General features: G+C 40.8%; 23 protein-coding genes. 8 read left to right on the top strand and 15 right to left on the bottom strand.

Annotated elements, in window-relative coordinates; all coding sequences use genetic code 11:
- Positions 1-133: 133 nt before the first annotated feature.
- Positions 134-733, bottom strand: a complete 600-nt coding sequence (locus RRG12_RS08980; RefSeq protein WP_069071361.1) for a Coq4 family protein — start codon at positions 731-733, stop codon at positions 134-136.
- Positions 734-896: 163 nt separating this feature from the next.
- Between RRG12_RS08980 and RRG12_RS08975 the strand changes: the two genes are divergently transcribed.
- Together RRG12_RS08975 and RRG12_RS08970 are read left to right on the top strand one after the other, a co-directional pair.
- Positions 897-1292 carry a hypothetical protein gene (locus RRG12_RS08975; protein ID WP_420759016.1) on the top strand — a complete coding sequence of 132 codons (396 nt, stop codon included), beginning with the start codon at positions 897-899 and terminating at the stop codon, positions 1290-1292.
- 895 nt (positions 1293-2187) lie between these two features.
- Positions 2188-3636, top strand: coding sequence for an AAA-like domain-containing protein (locus tag RRG12_RS08970; protein WP_420759015.1), 1449 nt, complete (start codon positions 2188-2190; stop codon positions 3634-3636).
- A gap of 306 nt (positions 3637-3942) precedes the next feature.
- On the opposite strand, the gene RRG12_RS08965 is transcribed toward RRG12_RS08970, so the two are convergent.
- From RRG12_RS08965 to aat (RRG12_RS08950), 4 genes are all read right to left on the bottom strand, one after another.
- The gene (locus RRG12_RS08965; RefSeq protein WP_420759014.1) at positions 3943-4320 is read right to left on the bottom strand and encodes a hypothetical protein; all 378 of its coding nucleotides are present in this window, start codon (positions 4318-4320) and stop codon (positions 3943-3945) included.
- Between the two features lie 632 nt (positions 4321-4952).
- Positions 4953-5531, bottom strand: a complete 579-nt coding sequence (gene aat, locus RRG12_RS08960; RefSeq protein WP_420759013.1) for a leucyl/phenylalanyl-tRNA--protein transferase — start codon at positions 5529-5531, stop codon at positions 4953-4955.
- 112 nt (positions 5532-5643) lie between these two features.
- On the bottom strand, positions 5644-6264 hold the full coding sequence (locus RRG12_RS08955; RefSeq protein ID WP_420759012.1) for a hypothetical protein: 621 nt from the start codon (positions 6262-6264) through the stop codon (positions 5644-5646).
- Between the two features lie 41 nt (positions 6265-6305).
- Positions 6306-6881: a leucyl/phenylalanyl-tRNA--protein transferase gene (gene aat / locus RRG12_RS08950; RefSeq protein WP_420759011.1), complete on the bottom strand. Its 576-nt coding sequence runs from the start codon at positions 6879-6881 to the stop codon at positions 6306-6308.
- A 99-nt stretch (positions 6882-6980) separates the two neighbouring features.
- On the opposite strand from aat (RRG12_RS08950), the gene RRG12_RS08945 reads away from it, so the two are divergent.
- Complete coding sequence (locus tag RRG12_RS08945) at positions 6981-7310, top strand: hypothetical protein (protein ID WP_012410384.1); 330 nt, start codon at positions 6981-6983, stop codon at positions 7308-7310.
- A 70-nt stretch (positions 7311-7380) separates the two neighbouring features.
- On the opposite strand, the gene rpsN is transcribed toward RRG12_RS08945, so the two are convergent.
- The 6 genes from rpsN to RRG12_RS08915 all read right to left on the bottom strand — a co-directional run bounded on the left by rpsN (position 7381) and on the right by RRG12_RS08915 (position 12371).
- Entirely contained in the window at positions 7381-7683 is a 303-nt protein-coding gene (gene rpsN, locus RRG12_RS08940; protein WP_012410383.1) for a 30S ribosomal protein S14, read from the bottom strand.
- Between the two features lie 76 nt (positions 7684-7759).
- Positions 7760-8449, bottom strand: coding sequence for an endonuclease III (gene nth, locus RRG12_RS08935; protein ID WP_069071356.1), 690 nt, complete (start codon positions 8447-8449; stop codon positions 7760-7762).
- Positions 8425-9525, bottom strand: coding sequence for an RIP metalloprotease RseP (rseP, locus tag RRG12_RS08930; protein ID WP_069071355.1), 1101 nt, complete (start codon positions 9523-9525; stop codon positions 8425-8427). The genes nth and rseP overlap by 25 nt, the downstream gene beginning before the upstream one ends.
- 131 nt (positions 9526-9656) lie before the next feature.
- Complete coding sequence (serS, locus tag RRG12_RS08925; RefSeq protein WP_420759010.1) at positions 9657-10937, bottom strand: serine--tRNA ligase; 1281 nt, start codon at positions 10935-10937, stop codon at positions 9657-9659.
- A 165-nt stretch (positions 10938-11102) separates the two neighbouring features.
- Positions 11103-11303, bottom strand: a complete 201-nt coding sequence (locus RRG12_RS08920; protein WP_069071353.1) for a hypothetical protein — start codon at positions 11301-11303, stop codon at positions 11103-11105.
- A 489-nt stretch (positions 11304-11792) separates the two neighbouring features.
- Positions 11793-12371 carry a DUF3611 family protein gene (locus RRG12_RS08915; protein WP_069071352.1) on the bottom strand — a complete coding sequence of 193 codons (579 nt, stop codon included), beginning with the start codon at positions 12369-12371 and terminating at the stop codon, positions 11793-11795.
- Positions 12372-13182: 811 nt separating this feature from the next.
- Here RRG12_RS08915 and RRG12_RS08910 point away from each other — a divergent pair.
- Both RRG12_RS08910 and RRG12_RS08905 read left to right on the top strand, forming a co-directional pair.
- Positions 13183-13530 (top strand): PadR family transcriptional regulator, encoded by a 348-nt coding sequence (locus RRG12_RS08910; protein WP_069071351.1) that lies wholly within the window; start codon positions 13183-13185, stop codon positions 13528-13530.
- 148 nt (positions 13531-13678) lie between these two features.
- Complete coding sequence (locus tag RRG12_RS08905) at positions 13679-14209, top strand: cofactor assembly of complex C subunit B (RefSeq protein WP_069071350.1); 531 nt, start codon at positions 13679-13681, stop codon at positions 14207-14209.
- Positions 14210-14658: 449 nt separating this feature from the next.
- On the opposite strand, the gene RRG12_RS08900 is transcribed toward RRG12_RS08905, so the two are convergent.
- The gene (locus tag RRG12_RS08900; protein WP_041566316.1) at positions 14659-14976 is read right to left on the bottom strand and encodes a DUF3155 domain-containing protein; all 318 of its coding nucleotides are present in this window, start codon (positions 14974-14976) and stop codon (positions 14659-14661) included.
- A gap of 284 nt (positions 14977-15260) precedes the next feature.
- Between RRG12_RS08900 and RRG12_RS08895 the strand changes: the two genes are divergently transcribed.
- Complete coding sequence (locus RRG12_RS08895) at positions 15261-16616, top strand: ATP-binding protein (RefSeq protein WP_420759009.1); 1356 nt, start codon at positions 15261-15263, stop codon at positions 16614-16616.
- Between the two features lie 70 nt (positions 16617-16686).
- On the opposite strand, the gene RRG12_RS08890 is transcribed toward RRG12_RS08895, so the two are convergent.
- Positions 16687-17928: an S-layer homology domain-containing protein gene (locus RRG12_RS08890; protein ID WP_069071348.1), complete on the bottom strand. Its 1242-nt coding sequence runs from the start codon at positions 17926-17928 to the stop codon at positions 16687-16689.
- 479 nt (positions 17929-18407) lie between these two features.
- Positions 18408-19127, bottom strand: a complete 720-nt coding sequence (locus RRG12_RS08885) for a conjugal transfer protein TrbI (protein ID WP_420759008.1) — start codon at positions 19125-19127, stop codon at positions 18408-18410.
- Between the two features lie 597 nt (positions 19128-19724).
- On the opposite strand from RRG12_RS08885, the gene RRG12_RS08880 reads away from it, so the two are divergent.
- Positions 19725-20000 carry a hypothetical protein gene (locus RRG12_RS08880; RefSeq protein WP_420759007.1) on the top strand — a complete coding sequence of 92 codons (276 nt, stop codon included), beginning with the start codon at positions 19725-19727 and terminating at the stop codon, positions 19998-20000.
- Between the two features lie 64 nt (positions 20001-20064).
- On the opposite strand, the gene RRG12_RS08875 is transcribed toward RRG12_RS08880, so the two are convergent.
- Positions 20065-22386 (bottom strand): NACHT C-terminal helical domain 2-containing protein, encoded by a 2322-nt coding sequence (locus RRG12_RS08875; protein WP_420759006.1) that lies wholly within the window; start codon positions 22384-22386, stop codon positions 20065-20067.
- Between the two features lie 162 nt (positions 22387-22548).
- Between RRG12_RS08875 and RRG12_RS08870 the strand changes: the two genes are divergently transcribed.
- Positions 22549-22746 (top strand): hypothetical protein, encoded by a 198-nt coding sequence (locus RRG12_RS08870; RefSeq protein WP_420759005.1) that lies wholly within the window; start codon positions 22549-22551, stop codon positions 22744-22746.
- The last annotated feature ends 36 nt before the right edge of the window (positions 22747-22782 follow it).

Genomic DNA, 22782 nt, shown 5'->3' with positions numbered 1-22782 from the left:
GCTTAAGAGTAAGAGTACGCGGACTCGCTTGCCGCCGGCGCTATCCGCCACTCGTACAAAATTAATTCATGTCTGTTTTCTGGCTCCTGAATTCTGTTTCGATAAAGCCTTTTTTCCGATTAATTGTGGAAATTTATTGTAATCTCAAGCGTTTTCTCACATCGTCAATTGGTTCTTCCCAATGGTCTTCAAAGCGGTAGCCTAATAGAAAATCAGCTTTCTTACCTAGTTCTTGCCCTTTTGCTAGATTGGCGAAAATCGCTTTTATTTGTTGGGGAGCCAGGATAGGATAGAGCAATCTAGCCAACCACAAACCGATGTGGAGCGATTTGCTGTAGTTTTGTGTAGCAGCAAAAGCAAGTACACCAATTTCTCCGGCGTAGGTGGTGTCAAAATTAAGCAAAACATGAAAAATATCGTGGGTGACCAAATATCGCAGAGCAAATAGATTACTTTTGGCAATGTCTTCTAGTTCTGGGCTGATATTTAATGGTTTTAGTTGATTTGCTCGCAGATGATTGGCATATTCTCGTCCAAAGGAGCCTTGAGGATATTGGCTTAATTGGTTCAAATCAATTGTGGGATAATATCCTACTACTGGTTGAAGTTTGGAGGCGACTGTTGGAGAAACTTTAGCACCAAAAAAATCAGATTTAAGAATTGCAATATCACCCAAATTTTCTGAATTTTTGTAAGCCAGAATTACTTTTATTTGTTGTAGTTTTTTGAGCATATCAACTTCTCACGAATGATTGAGGATTGCTAGAGTAAGTCGTCTCTTCCCCAGGATTGAAGAAGCCTTTGTTTTTCATTACTGATATATGTCTTTTGTTAGAAGGATAATTAGTTTTTTATAGTTAATCTTTATTTGTACTCCAAAAAGCAACCTATTTGGCATGATAAATTTGATTTCTAGGACGATTAGTCACATCAGTACCTTGCTTAAAGGACTTCAGATAAAAGGTTTTTTGGCTGTTGTCCTAGTTGGTTTTCTAATGCTGACAACGAATGCTGCTCCTGGGCAAAATAACACAGCCTTAAAGGAAAGAGTTCGTGAACAGATACAGCAAGATGATTCTCAAAGACCGAGAACAATCGGGGAGTGGAATAAAGAAGCTCGTGAAACGGAAGGTTCTCCTGGTGAACGACTTCAGAAGATTGGTGAAGAGTCAGCAGAAGCCTTTAAACAATTTGGCTCTGGGTACGTAGAGGGTGCTAAAAAAACTGCTCGTGATGTAGGGGATAGTGCAGCAGAAACAGGCGAAGATATCTCTAACCAAATTCGACGCTAAATGCGTTACTATAGTATGTTGGCAGCAAGTGCTAAGAACTTTTCGCCAATAAATGAGAACACGTCGGGACGCTGGTGTATAACCACCCAACTCCTCTAAATACTTGCGTAACGCGCTTATCCTTTCTGATAAGAGATTGTAGCGTTTTTGAGTTGTATAAAATATACGTCTTTATCAAGGGTGCACAGCTAGCTGTGCACCCTTACTGCGTGTTGCATCCAAAAGATAGTTTTCTGTTTCCTCGCCCCGAAGGAGGTTGGTCAAAACCTTATTATAGTAATCCGATAGCGAAGCGGTAGCGAGTCTTGTCTACGACACGCTACGCGAAGGAGCGTCTTTGATTTGGAGAATCACTCGTAGAGGTAAGGGACTGGGGACTGGGAAAAAGGAATAAAGGTGTACTGAGTTTTGTTCAAAAATCAAATATGAGTCCTATATGTGCATCTACACGTAAAATCCAGATTCATACCAGATAAGAAATAACTTTCAGTAACACTGAATAAATCGGTATAAATAAAGTGAACTAAGCTAATTGTGATTCAAATTGCATCTTTGCGTCGCCGCGTCCCCGTATCCTTCAAGCGATTGAACTATGCAACTTAAAAGCGCATCAGATTATTAAGGCTTGTGATTTTTATTTGCTAGTAGTAAAAAGACTCTTGATATAGCAGCCTCAGCGGATTTTCATAGAGGGTGGAAAAATGACAATCAATTGTAGTTATGTTTGTTTATACCTACTCATCTAAATCTCATAAAACAATAATGTATATTTTTTTACTGATTAAGTCTAAATCCGAGAACAGTGAAGTAACTGTTGAATAACCGTTTGAAAACATGAAACAATGAGGATACAGCTAAGACGGTAAAGAAAAAAAACAGATAGATAATTAGCGATATGAAGCAATCTAAGAGCACGCGAAGACGAGGACTTATCCTAACGATCGCTGGGTTGAAGCGTTTACAGGCGTCGATTCTGACGATGGAAAAGGTACAAAATAATGGGCATCGCTTCACTCTAGAAGATTTAGGCGATCGCATGAATGTTTCTACCAAAACTCTAAACCGATTATGGTCATTGAATACAGGCGTGGATCAAAAAACCCTAAAATTATGCTTTAGCGCCTTTAACTTAGAATTACGCAGGGAAGACTATACAGTTCTGAGTGAACCGAATAATACTGAGAACTTTCAAACTCTCTCACTGAGTTTAGACACAGAAGAACAAAAGTTATCTCCGTCTTTATCCTTGGATTCATTTGTTACTCAACACCATAACCTACTCGAAAATCTTTGGTCATACCCAGATGGCCCCGTAGCTCTAGATTCGCCCTTCTATGTCGAACGCCCCCCCATTGAGGAACTAGTCTATCGAGAAATAATTCAACCAGGCTGTGTGATCCGGATTCGAGCGCCAAGAGAGATGGGTAAAACTTCTCTTGTGCTGCGGCTGTTAGCCTTTGCCAAGATGCAAGGTTATAGCCCGGTGAATGTGAATTGCAGCCAAATCGATTCAAGCTGTCTGACAGACTTAAACAAGCTTTTGCGTTCTCTTTGCTGGCAAATTGCAACAGAATTAGGCATTGATCCTAAGTTAGATGAAAACTGGGATGAGGAAATAGGTTGTAAATTGAGTTGCAGTGTATATTTGCAATCTTATTTGCTCAAACAGAGTAAAAATCCAGTGGTTTTAGTCTTAAATGAGGTTGATCGCTTTTTTGAATATCCTGAAATTGCTCGAGAGTTTTTTGGTTTGTTGCGCTCTTGGTATGAGGAAGCACGACAAGATAACAACTTGCAGAAATTGAGGTTAGTGGTGGTTTACTCTACAGAAGTATATGTCTCTCTGGATATCAACCGCTCCCCATTTAATATCGGATTACCGATCCGTTTACCAGAATTTACTGAGTATCAAGTAAAATATTTAGCTCATCGGCATGGGCTGGACTGGACTTCTAATAAGGAAGTTAAGCAACTAATGTCTCTCGTGGGGGGACATCCAGCGCTAATTCGGATTGCTTTGTATTATCTCTGCTGTCAAGGGATTACTTTAGAAGAACTGATGCAGGATGCGATCGCTAACGGTGGTATCTATCGTTATCATTTATGGCGACACTGGGCAATTCTGCAAGAAAATCCCAGTTTGGTAAAGGCATATGTTGAAGTTGTGGCCGCAAAGCAAAGCATTTCTCTGAATCCCATTGACACTCATAAGCTCGAAAGCTTGGGGTTGATCACTTATGAAGGCGATCGCATCCTACCGCGTTGCGAACTCTACCGTGCTTACTTTAAAAAACAACTAGGCGTTGCTGAATTTGAATATAAATCATTGCAAAAACGTGCCTGAGAAAAAATTAACAGATACTCTTTTTCTCGCGCTCACCTTACTCCTACAATACAAGCAAGTTAGAAAGAGTGTCTCCGTAGCGCAGCTTTTCGTAGAGAAGGGAAGGAGAAGTTCGAGCGGCAACTTCCTCCGCTCAGACTTCTCTTGAGCGTGATTTTTTTAGAACGGATTGTTAAGTTATGAGGTGAAGTGTTTTGGTCTATGAGCCAGATAAAAAGCCTTTTTTAATCATAAATTCTGACGATATCCGTCTTTATTTTGCTCTAGCTTAGAGCTGATGATTTTAGTATTTCCAAGGAAAAAAAATTAATTAGCTGACCAATAAAGCTGATAATCCTCAATATGAAATTTTCCATTATTGGAAGACATTTTGAAAAAGAAGTAATAATCTCCTGGCTCCCAAATACTAAATTCTTGCTCTTGTTCTTGAACATTAGCTGTCGAACCACCATTAGGGATAGTCATACTAGCAGTTTGTGTTCTGTTATATGCTCTCATAAGAAAAACTTCTAGCAGGCAGAAACCCTGTAGTTCAGCCGAATAACGAATTTTAAAACGGATTTTTCCTCCATCCCGTAGGGTCTTTTTAATAGAGAAATTTTCGCTTTGAATGAGATTACCAGACAGATAAATGTCTTGACCTTGCGTTAACATATAGCTTTGACTTTGATTGAGTGAACTCATGATTTTTCCCTCCAAAAAGAATAGATTCTATTGAGATAATTGTATTCTTGTCCAATGTTTTTTACTGTCGCGTTTGTATTTTCTCGCCATCAGCAAGAAAACGCAATGACAGATAAGACAGTTAAGAAGACAGTTAAAAAATAAATTCTGATGGGTGAGCGCAATCTAGAAAAATAGAGATTAAAACAATTCGCAATTCGCACTCTTGCTACCGCTTCGCTATCGCAATTATGTTTTGTAACGGGGATTTAACCCCGACACAAAACGTGCTGCCTATCTTGCTGGGGACTCAAACCCCCAAAGTTCGTTGAACAGTCAGATTTTTTAGGGTGGTGGTAAAGTTACCTTGTTCTGCTGTTGGAATGAATGAGATAATTGCTTCACACGCCGCAACAACGATTACACCAGCTGATAAAAATCACAGCCTTCTAAACTCTTGCAGGTTTTTCAAATCCAATTTAAAGTCTTTAACTTTAACTTGAAATCTAGGCAATATACTTCTGGCGTGGATGATTAGGTTGATGAGGATAGAAGTAGTTAATAAGACCTGACGCAATCAAGGCGCGAATTATTTTTAGAAGATCACGATAATTGCGTTTAACACAAATAAGTAGTTACAAACTTTAGTCTGACTAAATTATTAGAAAACATGGACGGTGTAATGCTTGCTTTAGTAAAACTTGATATTCTTCATCCTCAACTCGATAAGCACCAAACCTCTCCAAGTGAGGATTCATCATTTGGGCATCAAAAAATACAAATTTCCTTTGACGCAATCTTTCCACCAACTTTACCATCGCTACCTTTGAACCTTCAGGAATGCGGTAAAACATCGACTCGCCAATAAAAGCCCCACCAATAACAATCCCTAAAATTCCCCCGGCTAGTTCGTCACCTTGCCAAGTTTCAAAACTATAAGCATAACCACTCTGATAAAGTAGCCAGTAAATCTTTTCCAATTCTGGTGAAATCCAAGTTGTCTCTCTGTCTGCACACCCAGCCACCACAGCTTGGAAATCCCGATTAATATCCACAGTAAACCGCTCTTGATTCAGAACACGCTGCAAAGACTTGGGGTAGCGAAACCGTTCATCCAAAGGAATCAAAGTCCGATCGTGACTTCCGTACCAACTCAAGCGATCGCGTTCATCAGCCATGAGAAAATAGCCTTGTGCATAGCCCTCAACAATAGCGGCGATATCATATTGCATAAATAAATATAAAAAAACACTCTTAGAAACGCAATTTGATGTTAACAGTCAACCTCCGCGTTCCTCTGCGTTTAAAAAAAATGACTCAGCCGAATCCTGGTACAGCTAACTGTTAAAATAACATAGCGTCTATTATTTCAATGCTAAATCGACCATTCTTAAATACTACATTATGCCATTCCTCGTCATCCATCTCGTCATAGTGTAGGTAGCCATCGCGGAATGCACAAACACGTTTAGGTTCAAGAAGCAATAACTCCCAAAACGCCTTGGCAATACGTTCATAAATCTCAGTTGATGAGTCGTCTGGATAAAAACGCAGTCCAGTACGAAGGTTGTAGTCTTCACAGATGAATGGATATGCTATCCAGTCTCCATTTGACCCTAGCTCACAAGCCACGAACATTTGCTCGATGAGTGCATATTTGTAGTCTGGAATAGACAAGCTTATCAAAATATTAGAACCAAATATGGCTGGAATTCTAGCCCGTACCCATACTGCATTAACTGATTCTCCAAATAGATCGTGACATCTCTGTAAAATACTTGGAGGTTGTCCCTCAATGTAGTCCGAAAGAGGAAACATTACATCTTCTCCAACCCTCTGATATGAGATGATTTCTACTTCGCTACCCAAGTCACCCAATAGCGCAATAAAAACAAACCCACCATTCTGAGCGCATTGTCCAAGAATCTGATGAAACCATCCATGTTTGATAACAATGGAAACCATCAATCAAACCACTTCTTCAATATTAATAATTTTGTCATTATTTATACTAAGTTACAAGAACGTTGCAACGCTTGCTGAAGTAGCATTTGATATTCTTTATCCCCAACCCGATAAGCACCAAACCTCTCCAAGTGAGGATTCATCATTTGGGCATCGAAAAACACAAATTTTCTCTGACGCAATCTTTCCACCAACTTTACCATCGCTACCTTTGAACCTTCGGGAATGCGGTAAAACATCGACTCGCCAATAAAAGCCCCACCAATCACAATCCCTAAAATTCCCCCGGCTAATTCGTCACCCTGCCAAGTTTCAAAACTATAAGCATAACCATTCTGGTAAAGTAGCGAATAAATTTCTCGTAATTCCGGTGAAATCCAGGTTGTCTCTCTGTCAGCACAGCCAGCCACCACAGCCTGAAAGTCTTGATTAATCGCCACAGTAAACCGTTCTTGATTCAGAACACGCTGCAAAGACTTGGGGTAACGAAACCGCTCATCCAAAGGAATCAAAGTCCGATCGCGACTTCCGTACCAACTCAAGCGATCGCGTTCATCAGCCATGAGAAAATAGCCTTGTGCATAGCCCTCAACAATAGCGGCGATATCATATTGCATAAATAAATATAAAAAAACACTAGAGAAACGCAATTGATGCTAACAGTCAACCTCAGCGTTCCTCTGCGTTTCCCTCCGCGTCCCTCTGCGTTAAAAAAAATGACTCAACCAATTCCACCCATCACCCTACCACCGCCTGAAAATCCGTTGCTCGAAGGTGAATGGTTACGAGAACGCTTACAACGGTGGCTAGATACAGAATTTATCCCCGAAGCAGTAAACCAAAATATTGCCCAACGAGCCGCACAGATTTTTGTGCGTCAACGGATGGAAGGAGAAAATGACCTTGGTTCTCTGGTAATTGCCATTGTTACAGAGATGCAGTCCTATGATTTTTCCAATAGCTTCTACGGAGAGTTTGCGATCGCCAACGCCGTCAGCGATCTACTCTTAGAAAGTCTGGGAATTGATAAATGTTGTGGCCAATAATATTTTGTCATTTGTCCCTTGTCATTAGTCCTTTGTTATTTACCAATGACTAATGACTAATGACTCTTGACTACCAACTAGACTTAACAACTCCAGGCAAAAGACCTTCATGCGCCCATTCCCGCAGCACGTTCCGAGACAACCCAAAATCGCGGTAAACGCCTCTAGAACGACCAGTCAACCAGCAACGGTTGCGGTGGCGGGTGGGCGCACTATTCCGGGGTAGCTGTTGAATCTTCCGGTGGATTTCTAGCTTATCCAAAGGAGATGCTGCACTTCTGAACTCTTCCAAAAGAGCTTCCCGTTTGTCAGCATACTTTTCTATCAACCTGGTGCGCTTTTTCTCGCGCTCAATCATGCTCTTTTTAGCCATATATTCTCTAACTTATTTAAAGACACCGTTTTCCATTCTACAGTCTCTCCATCAATTCTGGCGCTACTTGTGTCGCTTATCCTACAACCACTGGCTTATTTGCAGCAGGACATAAATCGGCAAGCTCACAAGCAATACAGGCGGGAGAGCGGGCTTTACAAATAGCACGACCGTGATAAATCAGCCGAATTGACCAATTTTCCCAATCAGGCTGAGGCAATAAACCCATTAAATCTTGCTCAATCCGAACGGGGTCTTTTGCTTCAGTTAAACCCAAACGTCCGCACAGGCGCTTGACGTGAGTATCTACTGTCACGCCAGCATTAATGCCATAAGCATGAGCCAAGACTACATTTGCTGTCTTCCGCGCCACACCTGGAAGCTTTAACAACTGTTCCATTTGGTTGGGAACAACAGAGTCAAATTCAGTAACAATCATCCGACAGGCGGCTTGAATGTTCTTGGCTTTATTGTGATAAAACCCAGTTGAACGCACCAAACTTTCTAATTCTACTAAGTCAGCGATCGCTAAACTCGCGGCATCAGGAAATTTACCAAATAAAGCTGGTGTCACCTTATTTACCCGCTCATCAGTACATTGGGCCGAGAGAATCGTTGCTACCAACAGTTGTACTGGCGTTGAGTAGTTCAAAGAGCAAGTAGCATCTGGATAAAGACGCTTCAGACGAGTTAAAATTTCTAGCGATCGCTGCTTTTTAGATAACGATTTGCGCGTAGTACTCACTGGAATAATTTTTGTACCCACTCCAATTGACTAGTTAATTGAGTAGTTTCTTTGACGATCAGAAAAATTCCTAAGCCTAAGAGTAACACCAAGCCTGTTTGCATTACACCTTCTTGAATGCGGCTAGGCACAGGCTTACCGCGCAAACCTTCAATCAGCAGAAAAGCCAGTTGTCCACCATCCAAAGCTGGCAAAGGCAAAATATTGATAATAGCCAAGTTAATGCTGATAATTGCCGCAAAAGACAACAGATTTACAGTATTGTCTTCAGCTAATTTCGCACCAATTTTGACAATATTAACTGGCCCAGAAACTTGCCCAGCAGTTTGTTGAAAGTTGGTAATTAACTGGCCAAAACCGCTTAGTGTACCAACAAATAATTGTTGAAATCTATTAGCAGCAAGACCAAAAATTTCAAAAGGACTATTAGGACGGCGATAGATTGCTGTAGCATTTGGACTAAGTGCCACACCAACTACACCTTTGCCATCGGCTCCTAGTTTTGGTGTTAATTTCAGAGTTTGTTGTTGGTTTTCACGCAGAATTTTCAGTTCGATTTGCTGATTGGGATGAGTTTGAATTTCTTTTGTCAGCAAAGGAGTTGACTGATCAGAAGCCGGGAGTTCCTGACCATTCACAGCCAGAATAATATCACCTTCTCTAATTCCTGCTTGGTAGGCAACAGATTCTTGATTAACAGGCTGTACAAGAACACCAGCTTGATAGTTTAATTCCTTGGGAATACCAACGATACCCAATTGCAGAGCCAACACAAAATAAGCAAATATTAAATTTGCGATCACACCGGCACTGATGACGATCGCCCGGTCTAAAACTGGACGGTTACGCAGCAAATTTGGGTCATTGGGTGGAACATCGCTATCGGGGTCATCATCGGGAAAGCCCACAAAGCCGCCCAAGGGAAAAGCGCGGACAGCATATTCGGTTTGTGAACCTTGGTACTTTAAAAGAACTGGGCCAAAACCCAAAGAAAAACGGTTAACGAGAATGCCTTGAGAACGTGCTGCAACAAAATGTCCCAACTCGTGTACCAAGATCAAAACAGCCAAGACTGCGATCGCTGCTAAAACTGACATAGAGCAAATTAGTGAAAATATTAAGCTATAGTTATCTCCATTCTAATTGGGCATTGAGTATTGGGTATTGGGTATTAGTCATTGGTCATTGGTCATTGGTAAATAACAAAGGACAAATGACTAATGACAAACTATAAAACTTCACGTCCCAAGTAAGGTTGCAACACTTCTGGTATCCTTACCGTCCCATCAGATTGTTGATAATTCTCCAAAATTGCTGCCATCGTCCTTCCCACAGCCAAACCCGAACCATTGAGGGTATGTACGAACTGAGTGCCTTTCTTCCCCGCCTCTTTGAAACGAATATCAGCCCGTCGCGCCTGAAAATCTATAGTATTGGAACAGCTAGAAATTTCGCGGTATTTGCCAGAAGAAGGCAACCAAACCTCTAAATCATAAGTTTTGGTAGAGGCAAATCCCAAATCCCCAGTACTTAAATTTACTACTCGATAAGGCAACTGCAATGCCTGTAAAATTGCTTCTGCATTCCCCACCAATTTCTCCAATTCATCAAAAGACGTACTGGGTTCGACAAATTTCACCATTTCCACCTTATTAAATTGATGGAGGCGAATTAATCCCCGCATATCGCGTCCATAACTACCAGCTTCACGGCGAAAACAGGGAGTAAAAGCACAGTGGTAAATAGGTAAATCTTCAGCAGCGAGAATTTCACCCCGGTAGAGATTTGTAACTGGAACTTCCGCCGTAGGAATCAGCCACAAGTCATCATCAGCGCATTTAAAACTTTCTTCAGCAAACTTGGGTAACTGACCGGTCGCTGTTAAAGACTCAGTATTCACTAATAGCGGCGGACTGACTTCGACATAGCCAGCTTGAGTATGGAGACTAAGCATAAATTGAATTAATGCCCTCTCCAATGCTGCACCAGCGCCTATCAATGTCACAAAGCGACTTTGGGCAACTTTTACAGCCCGTTCAACATTGAGAATACCCAGCTTTTCGCCAATTTCCCAGTGAGGCAGAATATTCGGATTTTGAGGAATGTACTCATCACCCCAACGGCGTACTTCTACGTTATCTTCCTCATTCTTTCCAAGGGGTGTAGAGTCGCTTGGCAAGTTAGGAAGTGCCAACACAAGTTGGGCAATTTCAGCTTTGAGTTCTTTTTCTTGGGGTTCCAATTGACTCAAAGTAGCTTTAACAGAGTTCCCTTCATCCCGCAAAGCTTGAATTTCTGGGTCTTGAGGATTGATCCCAGATTTAATCTTCTGCCCGACAATTTTACCGATTTCGTTGCTACGGGCTTGGAGTTGACTACGCGTCCCCTCAATTTCCCGTTGTTGCCGATCTAACTGTAAAATCGGTTCAATGTCGTATTTACCACTACGACTATTCAATCGTTCTTGAACTAATTGCGGATTTTCCCGTATTTGCTTGATATCCAGCACAGATTTTTCTCAGTTTTTAACCTATTATCTACCTGCCAACACATCAGCATATACTGATTTTGGCTTGCCGTGATCAGAAAAGCAACCATAAAAATTTAGCCCTGCCAATATCTTGCCAGGGCTAGAAAAATTTAAAATCCAAAATTTAAAATCCAAAATTTGGTATTACTCCTCTGATTTTCCAGACCCCTGAGTGGTTGCAGGTGAGGGCAGCCAGTAGGCAAGTACGCCTGATAAACCACTCCAATACACTGCTTGGTTTTGGCTATTATCGCGTTCCATAAAGATCAGGGAACTACACAATCCAATCATCAATGTACTAAAAAGTACTTGTATACCAAACTTCCAAATTTCTAGTTGTTTCATAATGGTAATACCTCTAATAAAGATTAAATCACCCTAATACAGCACTTCCGGCGGCTATGAGGTACATCGTCAAAGCTGAAAGCTATGATAGAACTGGGTCAAGAGGAAAACTGTATTACATAACAGCCAGAAGTGCTGTAATGGTTCTGTTATCACGTAAGAATTCAGGAGTTAGAGTAGTTAAATAATTAGGAGAAAATTTGATCCATAAATGCATTAATCATGCTACATTCCTTTTAAATTATGACTTCTGTTAGCGATAGCGGGGCGTTTAGCCCATTCTGGGTGCTGAATTTTGACGTTATCACTCTGTAGACGGATGTTAATATTAAGTAACTAGTATTAGTCTTCACGCTGTACTTTGATAATTTCGGAAAAGTACAATGGACATATTTAAATTATTCGTCATACAACCTCTGAAAAATAGAGGAAAAGAAGTCAAAAGAATTACTTGATTTTGACTTTTACCTTTTCTTCCGACTCCTCTGTTTAAGGTCGGTTAATGCGATTGAGTAACCAAAGCGACGCCACAAGCCCTGCAAAATGCGCTGAGACAGTGTTGGTATTTGCCTGTACAACAAGCATATCTAAACCGCTAATAATTCGGGTAGGGTCAAAAAATTGGGTAGTTATAGCTTGAGGAGATATGGATCTTGCTACCAGTGTTCCAACGATCGCTTGTGCCCCCAAAAGAGTCACTAGCGTTCCCCCTAAATTCACCCACAACCCTAAGCGTAATACTTGCACAGTCTCACTTTTCCGAGGGCGGTTGCTGGGATTGGAAGATTCAAGTTGCTTACCAATTCTGGTGTAACGGTAAGCTAAATAAATCCCCCCACCCAAAACAACCAATCCACAAATTGCTAAAAATACGCCAAAGCCAGTCCCAGGATTATTACTAGGACTGCCAGTTCTTTGATTAAAGATGGCAAATAGCAACACAATTATGCTAGAAACAACGCCTAGTACTAGCTGAATCCAAAAGCTAATCCAACCCGTAAGGCGAAAGGTTTGGGCAATAGCCCGTAGAGAAGTGGAAGATGATGGGGCATCAGGAGTTTGTGACATAGTTCACCAATGTGCTGGGCGCTTGATTAAAGGACACGGGGACGCGGGGATACGGAGACACAGAGAGTTATTTCCCCTCATCCCCGCGTTTCCCCGTCTTCTTTCTGACTTTTTATGCTATCTGGAAAACCTGTTTCTAAATCTCTTCCTTCTAGGAAACATACTTTGAATTTTCCCCTTCCCGCATTGGGAAGGGGTTTAGGATATTAGGTTTTTCGTGGGCTTTCCATAAAATAACGTGAAAAGTTAGGTCTTCTTCCTCGCGCCTTTAGGTCTTCTTTGATAAATTTACTATCACGCTTGCCAAATGACACAAGAGATTCTCTTGTTGAAGAAATTAGTAACATTTAATGCTTAAGTGTTTATACTGCCGTAGCAGCTTTAAACCAGACATCTCCCTTAGCGTAAGCTTTTAGAATTCGCATTGGGAAAATCACTGTAAAACAAAGTGTTTATTAACTTTTACAGACAAAATAGCATTTTACCTGTAAAATTTTTTCGATGGCATTTTATTGCTTAAGCGGTTCTAACTAGTTTGGCATCACTTGACACCAAGATAGTGACTTTACCACTGTCTGTTCGCTCCTCACCACACCGTATCGAGCTTGGGTAGGAATACATTATTTTCTACCCCTAAAACTCGCAAACTCTTCCCACAACTTCACAGATGTGGGTGATTATTTGGTGTTTACGCAATGGATATCTAGTCTAAGTAGCTTTATCTGTATTACTCGCTTGGTAGTAGCACTGTATACTGACTACAAGGATTGTAGACCTTACCCTAAGGCATTTTTTTAGCCATTCACTAACCATGAAACTTGAGGATATATATCAATTCTTTGAAAATCCTCCGCCAACTTACCTTTGTCAAGAACTAGCAGTTTGTTACATCCTGTCTGTTTTATTACAAGGTGAATCCTACGGAACCGAGTTGATCGAGCAATTAGAAACTGAATATCCCATCTACCGGCTTTCAGATACCGTACTTTACAGTGCAATCAAATTTCTGGAAGATCAAGGGGCAATCACTGGATATTGGAAGAAACTCGAAGGACGGGGACGCCCCAGGCGTATGTACCAAGTTTCTCCCGAATGGCAAGTTCAAGGTCAGGATTTAGCTTTTCTTTGGCAAGACTACATCAATAGGAGGACAAAGTAAGACGATTTTGGATTTTGGATTTTGGATTGTGGAAGAGTCCCTAGCGATCGCTTTTTGGCGCTCCATTTCTCGCAATCATTGTTCAAACTGGTATAACGAATAATTGATAATGAATAAGTCTCCTCCAGTCAAACACTAACAATTAGTTATGGATACTGCTATTCTGCCATCTACTTTCCTGTTAACCTTGTTGTTATCCGTTGGGCTGTTTTTCTTTATTCGTGCCTCGACTAAAGACCGCATAGAAACAGCGCAACTGGTATCTGAGCAAGACGAAGCTGTTTTAATGTCTCAATTAAAAGAGTATTTTCGCTCGCGGTCTTACCGAGTGGCAGCGGTAGACCGAGAACAAAACAAGGTGACTTTTGAAGGTAATGTTCGCCCCAGCTGGTTCTTAGCTATATTTCTAACTTTACTGGCAGCTATTGGGATTATTTGTCTATCTTTGGTGGTATACCTGCTTTTTCCTAGCCTCAGTACCATTGTTCTGGCTATGGTACTGCTGTCGCCTTTAAGTGGTCTATTTTATTGGAAAAAATCTGAAAGACTTGAGAAGGTTTCGCTCAAAGTAGAAACAACTCAGAGCGAACAAACCTCCTCAAGTAAGATAACCGTAGTAGCCCATCGAGATGAACTCAGTGAGTTACAAAGGACTCTACAGCTAAAGCCTGGGATATAATTGTTGATTTTTCTGACCATCTTTTAACTATGATATGCAGACTTCTGACCTGACCTACTCTTTAGGCAATGGAAAGTAGGAAGGAGGAAATCAAGAACATTGCTTTGTCAGTTTTCCCCACAACTTGTGTTGTGGGGAAAAAATTTAAATTAATTAACTTAAATTCATTGACAGAGCTTGCCTAACAATCTACGGCATAGAGCGCAACTTCACTAGCGCTTTTAAACGCGCTTGGCTCTATACCTACTCCCTTCTGCATCATCAAAATAGTGTCAACCCATGCAATGTAGCGTGGTTTGAGACAAGTTTACTTTCCAACTACCTGGACTAGACTTACTGGCAAATCAGCTACAAACTAAAAAAAAATTAAATTTTGCATAAACTTAGCAATTTTGCCAGTTAATAATAGTCAGGAGCCACACTCAATGCTTAAGATGACCATCTATGGTTCACCGACTAGCTAAAGCAAGAGGTTCTTGACCTGGCGAAGGTTCTAACACCCTCAAGCTAGGAAACAAGAAATGGTTTTCCTCTACGTATTGAGCACCAAACAGTCCCTTTTCTGCCCAGAAATAACGATCTGTGGTGTGTTCATTTCGCTTTACGAGTAGCAATGCCGGTGGCAAAATCCCTTCAGCTTGAATGAATCTTCTCGCTGCTGTCACAGGCTTTTCTTCGCCACTTTCGATGCTATATTGAGGCACATGTTCCAAAATTCGCCGTCCTTCCTGACGACGACGACTCTTCCTTTTGCGTCTCCTTGCCAATCTATTGTCCTCCTCTTTCAAGCTATAGATTGTAGTGATAGCTACAAAATCCGTCGTCATTATATAGGTTCTAGTTCAAAATATCAATACTTTTTAACCTTTTCATGTAAGAAAGTTAATATCTTTGAAAATAGATAAACAGAACCACCTAAAGATATAATCCCCTGGTACAAACCATCTCTGAGAAAATTTTAGTTAAGCTTTATTAAATGAGTGAGGTAAAAATTAAGTATCCTCTCTTACATCATGCCTCAAAATCTGTAATCTTGAGCAAGAGCTAAAAAATGTTAATGTCTGCCAGTTCCGATTTTCTTGCTCTGTGTCGAGAGCAAATAGCGCTACTAACCCAAGGGCTGGGAGCAACTTTAAGTATTGTGTACCTAACACAAGAATTGGTAGAGACTCCTTCAGGTGATGCAAAACTGATTCCTGTGGTAATTTACCCGGAAACAGCATTATTACCGCCAGGGGAGCTAACTGCTGAGGCGACAGTACACAAGCAGCTTCAAGTTGGAAATGTGTTTGTATTACCCAATGATCAGAGAAAATTATTGACAGCAGGATCAGAATCTCCAACCTCATCACAGGGTTCGGAGATACCAGATGCATCTCAACCCCATCTCAAAGAGGAATACCTATTTAGTGGAAACCAAATTGTTTTACCTCTAATTTATGAGGGTGTGATGATGGGCTTACTGGTGACAAGTAGGCAAGATCGGGCATGGAATGAAAACGAGGAAAGTCAGATTCAACGAATAGCTCAAACATTAGCGATCGCTTGTATTTTAGATCAACGACGAGCATGGTTTGAGCAGCAGTTACGTGAGCAACAAATACTCCAAGAAAAACAGCGGGATTTGTTAGATAACCTATTGCATCAGTTTCGTAACCCATTAACGGCGTTGCGGACTTTTGGCAAACTGCTATTAAAAAGACTACGACCAGCAGATGCCAATCGGGATGTAGCAAGTAGTATTGTGCGCGAAAGCGATCGCCTGCAAGAATTACTGCAACAATTTGAGCAAGTAATTGACTTGACAGAGGCAGATTTAGCACCACTACATCTTGCAGAAGATGAAGTATTTGTAGAAGCAACTATCCAAAAAGACGCTAAACCACCGTTATTATTGCCAGGAACGGGAGATAAAGCAGTTGACTGCTCGCTAGCGGATATATTAGAACCATTATTAATATCAGCCAAAGCGATCGCTCAAGAGCGAAAGCTAAAACTAATCACTGAAATTCAACAGAATTCATCTCTAGTACGTGCCAACGTCAAAGCATTACGAGAAGTGTTAACTAACATTATTGATAATGCTTTAAAATACACTCCCACTGGTGGGAAAATTTTGATTCAGGCGGGGCAAGAAAAAGCTAATTTTCAGGGAATTGTCATCAGTGATAACGGGCCTGGCATTCCACCCGAAGATTTAGAACATCTTGGAGAACGTCATTATCGGGGTGTACAAGCGCAAACAGAAATCCCTGGCACAGGTTTGGGGTTAGCGATCGCTAAACAACTAATAGAGCAAATGCAGGGCGAAATCGAGGTTTTCAGCCCTGCAATCAACTCTAAGCTAACTTCACCCGATGCGCCGGGGACTACATTTATTATTTGGTTGCCCGAAGTTCAAAATTAGTCATTTGTCATTTGTCATTTGTCATTAGTGAATAACCAATGCCCAATGCCCCATGCCCCATGCCCAATGACTATCTTACTGAAACCAACAAGTTCTGATTGATGGTCATTTGTAGATCGGTATCTGGGTCAATTGCTACTAAGTCAACGCTATTTCTGCCGAAGAACAGACCAATCAATGCACCGATACCAGCGCCACCCAAGACTTCTTCTGTGGCAATGGCGCGATCGCCTGTAACAGCAGATACCGCCGCAGCTGCACCTGCGCCCAATACGGTATTTCTGATAATTGAACCAGTACTAGTACCTTTGTTGACGGTTTCAGTTTTGGTAATCACGTCAGAACTAGCGTTCAGTTGATACTCTTGACCACTGGTCAAAACTAGTTTCTCGGCAACGAATTGAGAACCGCCTGTAGCAGGTTTGAGTTGACCAATAACTTGACTACCAGCAGGAATCACTACAGATCCATCTTGCGTAACTACGTTTTGGGATACTGTCAATGTCAAAGGCGCTGTTTCGTCCTTTGTAACCAGAATTTTTTCTGCCTTGTCATACTTCACAGGAATAGCAGTCCCTTGGGGAATTGTGACTGATACAGGTGTTGGGGTAGTAGACCCAAGAGCCACGACATAAGGCGAGTTAATAGCTGAGGCTTGATTAGAGCTAACTAATGCTTGATAGATGAAGGCTGCTACCTGGGCGCGAGTGGCGGTTGCAGTTGGATTCAGGAAGTTCACATTAGGATAGTTCACCACAATTTGCTTTTCAGTTGCGGCTGCGATCGGGCTACGGGCATAGCTAGCGATGTTAGAAGCATCGTTGAAGTATTGCAGAGTGCTTTCAGTATTGCCGATGGGACTATATTCCAGACCGTTCGCAAGGGAAACTAAAACTTGTTGGCGAGGAATAGCCTGGTTAGGCTCAAAGCGATTTCCAGGATAACCTGACAAGAAACCAATGGTATAAGCTTGCTGAATTGCACTGGATGCCCAATAGTTGCTAGGCACATCAGCAAAATTGATTCCCTGCCGTTGCGGTGCTTTTTGGAAAGCTTTGTTGACCATAGCGGCAAATTGAGCGCGTGTCACCGCTTCTTCAGGGCGGAAGGTGCCATCAGGAAATCCAGCAATTACGCCTCGCTGAGACAATTGTTGAATAAATTGTGCTGCCCAATAGTTAGATGAAACGTCAGAAAAAGTAGTTTGAGCAAAAGAAGGTGCAGCTGTGATGAAGGGCGCTACAGTACCAACTGTGACGCTTAAAGCCATGAGTGCAGCTGTTTTAGATTGCCAACGATTTAAGTTAAACATTATTTTTTACTCCAGTACAATTAGTTTTTTTACTTGTTAATTAATTAGACATTTCCTAAAGTACAAGGTTCCCAATTTTTTCTGCTTTTTGTAAAAACCATTACCTTAGTCATACAGTCATAATCAAGAAGTCTATGTCAAACGAAGTAGGTAATAGAAGTAGTAGTCTGTCAAGTTTAAATTGATGAGCAAACAAGCTCGTAGTAAGGACTTCAGTCCTTATTTTCTAAGCACTAAAGTACTTACTACAAACCCACAAACTAGCTTAAAAAAGTAGTAGTGTAATTACCCTATGAACTCTGAACACAATTAAATCAGTGTTCTAATAAACATCAGTACTGAGTAAGACGATGCAGAGATAGAATAGTTGCTGATAAATAGATTTTTTATGGTTAAAAGTGAAAGCGATCGCACACTATAGTTAAAGTGGCGATCGCATATAAGGAATGATTAAATTCACAACTTGAATGAAGTTAAATCTAGTAACGAGATGGTGGTACTAAATTCAAGTTAGAATTCAGCGTGAGCCTTAAATCCTGTGCAGGTCTGAGGACAAAAGCATTTCCTTCTTTTTTCCGCAACAGGACACTCGCACCTGCACCCGCAGCTCCACCGAGAACAGGTTTTAAATCGTCAACTCTGCGGTTCCCAGTAATTAGTGAACCTAAAAGACCAGCACCCGCACCAATAGCTGCATCAGTTAAAACCTGACCTGTGCTGGGCCCCTGTGAAACTTTTTGAGTTGTGGTATATGTGCGAGAAGTTGCATTAATCGACTGACGCTGACCATTAGAGAATTCTAATTCTTGCGCTACAAACCTTACGCCTTTTCCTTGGTTATCATCATCTCTTGTATCTCTGGAATAACTATCTAAGTCAACAGATTCTAGCCGTCCATTTATTTTAGTACCAGCAGGAATTAAGACGTTTCTATTTCTGTCGATAATGTCATTCGCTATTCTCAAGGTTAGAGACTTACTTTCGCCAGGAGCAATAGTGATTGTTTCTTTTTCGTAGGTGACAGGTAAAGCAACACCAGAAGGAATAGTAACGTTTCCATATTGTCCAATTCTGTCTTGCCCAATTCTGTATTGAGCATTAGCAGGAGCCAAGCTCAATAGAGGGCTAATGACGCTTGTGGTAACTGCCATTGCCATAAGTGCAGCAGTTCCAGATTTCCATTGATGTAGGCGAGTCATAAGAGGGTTGTCCTTTGTGTATGTGATGTATGTAATGACGGGGATGCACTGAGTTTGTTTCTGATTGTTTTTGAACCTGTCTATAGGCGTATTCCGCAGATAAAAGTACTTATATTATGATGTGGAGTCTCTGCGATCGCATAGGTGTAGCCCGTCGTAGACATCGTTTCTCAGAATTTGTCTTCTGCTAATGTGTGTTACTAAAATCAGAAGCAAGACACTCATAAGACTTAAAATGAGTATTATTTTGTTCCCAAATACTGTTTTATTACTTATGTTCACATATCTAAGCCATTGATATAGAGGGGAATGCTCTGATTGTGAACTCTTACTTCTATTTTAGATTAATTTCCTAGGACTTGGAAAATATTTTCGCTTTCTTTTAGAAATGCTAAAGTCAATTTATAGAGTAATTTCTGATGTCAGCGAGTGAAGTGCGATACTTGATTATTAACGCACTTATTACTCTAGGTTTACTTGGTAATAGGTTCTATGATGAAGATAGTGGCAATTGGTACATTAAAGATACCAGCCCAGTCTTACCGCTACGGTTTTACAAAAGGGTGATATTGTTCCGATTAGTTGGGACTTGTAATTATGGCAAATTGGACTGAAATGCAAAAACAAAAGTATGCTAGGTTCCAAGAAATTTTAGAAATTGGGAAACAGCGTTATGTGGATGCTGGTGGTAATCCTCAACGTTATCGAGCAGGTTTTAAAGGTCAAGATTACTTGACAGATGAAGAGAGAAAAGAAGCTACCAAAATCATGCGGCAAATGTTTGGTATTTCCATCACAAATGGTTATGTCTATTGTCAAGGGTCTTCTTGGCAGTTGCCTGAGAATTCGCTATTAGGTAAAAAGCAAGTCTAATAGCAACAAATAGGTAATGAATATAACACATTGTTGACCTTTGTTACTGAAAGATAATGGGTGTTTAAGCTTGCTGCTGACGCTGTTTAATCTCTGCGATCGGTAATAGCAAAGTATCTTCTATTTCCTGTCGCACTTCCCGACTGACATAACAATCGCTATTTAGACAATCTACTAAGAATAAATTTGCATTGTAATACTGGTTTAGTAATTCCTTTTGGCGAATGCTCACCTCCCACTCACTATCGATACTGCGATATCCTATCATTACTGCTCTTAATTGCTGAGTCCAAGTTTGACCATTTGTTTCCCACCATTGTTGATGGATCTGCAAATCACTTTTTGGGTTAGGTAGTTGGTTTACAAGTGGTAGCAATCCTGATTTTAGATCAGGAATAAGACTGTGAGTTAATTTAGTAATATTATCAACACCATTTTTATGCTTGAAATTCAAACAAAATTGAAGTTGAGGACTAAGTACCAGATTACACTTAAAATAATCTCTAGTATTATCTGTACCAATGGCTTCCCTGAATCCAAGCTCAGAGATAAGACAAAAATCAAGGTCGATTCCTATACACATATCAACCAGATAAAGATTATGTCCCAGTATAAAAGCAAAGTAAAACTCGCGAATAAGTGCTAATTGGTATGGAACATTTACTGAAAAAGATTTTTTGCTTATCCACTTTAGAAACTGCTGTAATTTTTCGTCAGTAGCTAAAAGCGAATCGACTTTATCTTTCATCAATAGCAACAGACGATCTGCGTTTGGAGACATCCCAACCGCCAGCAATAAAACTTCGCGCCAGCGCTTTTCAGTGATATGGCTGACAAGATTCTGTAAAGCCTCATTTGATAACTGCTTTCCAACAACAAATTCTCTAGCTGTGAAATACTCATTAAATGTCAGATGCGAAAAAGAGTAAATACCTTTAGCCCGTTCCATCAATAGCCCATGTTGAGCTTCAATTGACTTCAGAATTCTTTCGCTGTCGAGTTGCAATGCTTCCTCATCAGTATTGGCATTGGGTAAATTACGGATGTAATCTATAATGTATTGCTCTGCTGTTTTCTGCTTGAAGAAGTAGTCACCACGCTCAAACGTAATCAGGGCAATTTTGCTGAGTAAATCTTCCTTACGCTGAATTGATAACTTTTTATAAATCTGGTCGCGCTGAATTCCACGCTTGGCATCCCATTTTTTTAGTAGTGCATCCAATCCTTCCTTATATAACTCAGAACGATTTGCTGGAAAATCTCCTGACTCCTCAAATGCTAAACATAGCAACGTTAGTAGTAAAGGACTTGCAGCAAGTTCATTGATCCTGTTATTCTCTTTAAGCTGTTTAATAAAAATTTCTGGCTTTACAGCTTTTCCTTTAAACCAGTTAGTTGCAAAGGTGGCAATTTGTTCTTTATCAAAATCAGCAACTTCTACCTCTGTGAACTTCTCAAAGGTATATTCCCGCGCTGCAATACGACAGGTTATGACTAAGTGATTTTCTCGGAAATGTTCCGAAAACTCACGAATTTCTTTAATAATGTGGCTAGTATCCTCTTCCCTGACCTCATCTAAGCCATCTAGTAAAACTAACGCTTTACCATGATTTATTACATTTTGGATAGAGATAATAGATTGCGTATCTACAACACCTCCTCTTTCAGAGGTACGATTCATTGCGTCTACACTAATATATTCCAATAATCCAGGTTTGTTAGCAGCGTCGGCAAAGTCTTTGAGAGTAACAAAAATCGGCACACGTTCGGACTGAAACTCGCCCTCAATACACTGCATCGCTAAATACTTCAAGAACGTGGTTTTACCTGCCCCAGGCTTTCCCAAAATCATTAGCTTGGGATATTTCTCAACAGCTTTCAGTCCCGGTAATCGTTTTTCAGTGATTTTGACCAGTCCAAAGTGGTCAAAATCCTCGCTGGTACACTGTTGCAATAATTCATCAATTCCTAAGCGCTGTCGTCCAGTAATTGTCTCTAGTATATTGACGTTAGTGTAGATGTCATTTAACCCGATGGGCTGAGTCATATCTAACACTCGCATTGTGCCACAGCGTTCTTGAATACTGGATTTTATCTTTTCGCGTACCCCTTGCACGATCGCATCAATATCAATGCTGTTGTCTAGATTTGCTTCTAGTTCACTAGCTGGTTCAGCAACTATTTCTTCCCACTCTAAATCTAGCCTGTCGCAAATCTGGACAAAAAGATTGCGGTCAACAGGTTTACCTGTAAAGAATTTGCCGATCGGCTGGCGAGTTACTTCTAAATCTTCAGCTAATGCTTTTTGAGTTAAGGAACAGCGGATCAAAGCTCTTTTTGCTTTTTGGATTCCTTCTGGAGAACAAGAAAGCGATCGCCCGGACATAAACTAACCATTACACTTTTGCTGATTCTAACTGCCAAATTGGTAATTCATGCTCATCGCATACACAAGTCACTCACATCACAAACCTGTATTTAAGCCTACAACAAACACTCGCCTGTAAAGCTAAGGATGTAATGATTCAAACGATTTAGGAGTGAGTCGATGTTATCCAAGAAATTTCCTTCAAGAGATGAAGTGCTAGCTGTTGTAACGCTGATTATGGTGATTGGTTCTCTTACTCTTGCAGTTATCGACGAAAAGAGTCGCCCTCAATTTCTAGATTTAACAAAATTTGCTGTCGGTACATATATTGGATTGTTGATACCTCGGTCAAGGTCAAACGATCGCGATCGCAACTAGCCAACTAAAATTATGTTTTGGCGACTAGAATTCGGA

Source organism: Nostoc sp. CALU 546, from assembly GCF_048836525.1.
This window is presented reverse-complemented; position numbering and strand designations above follow the sequence as displayed.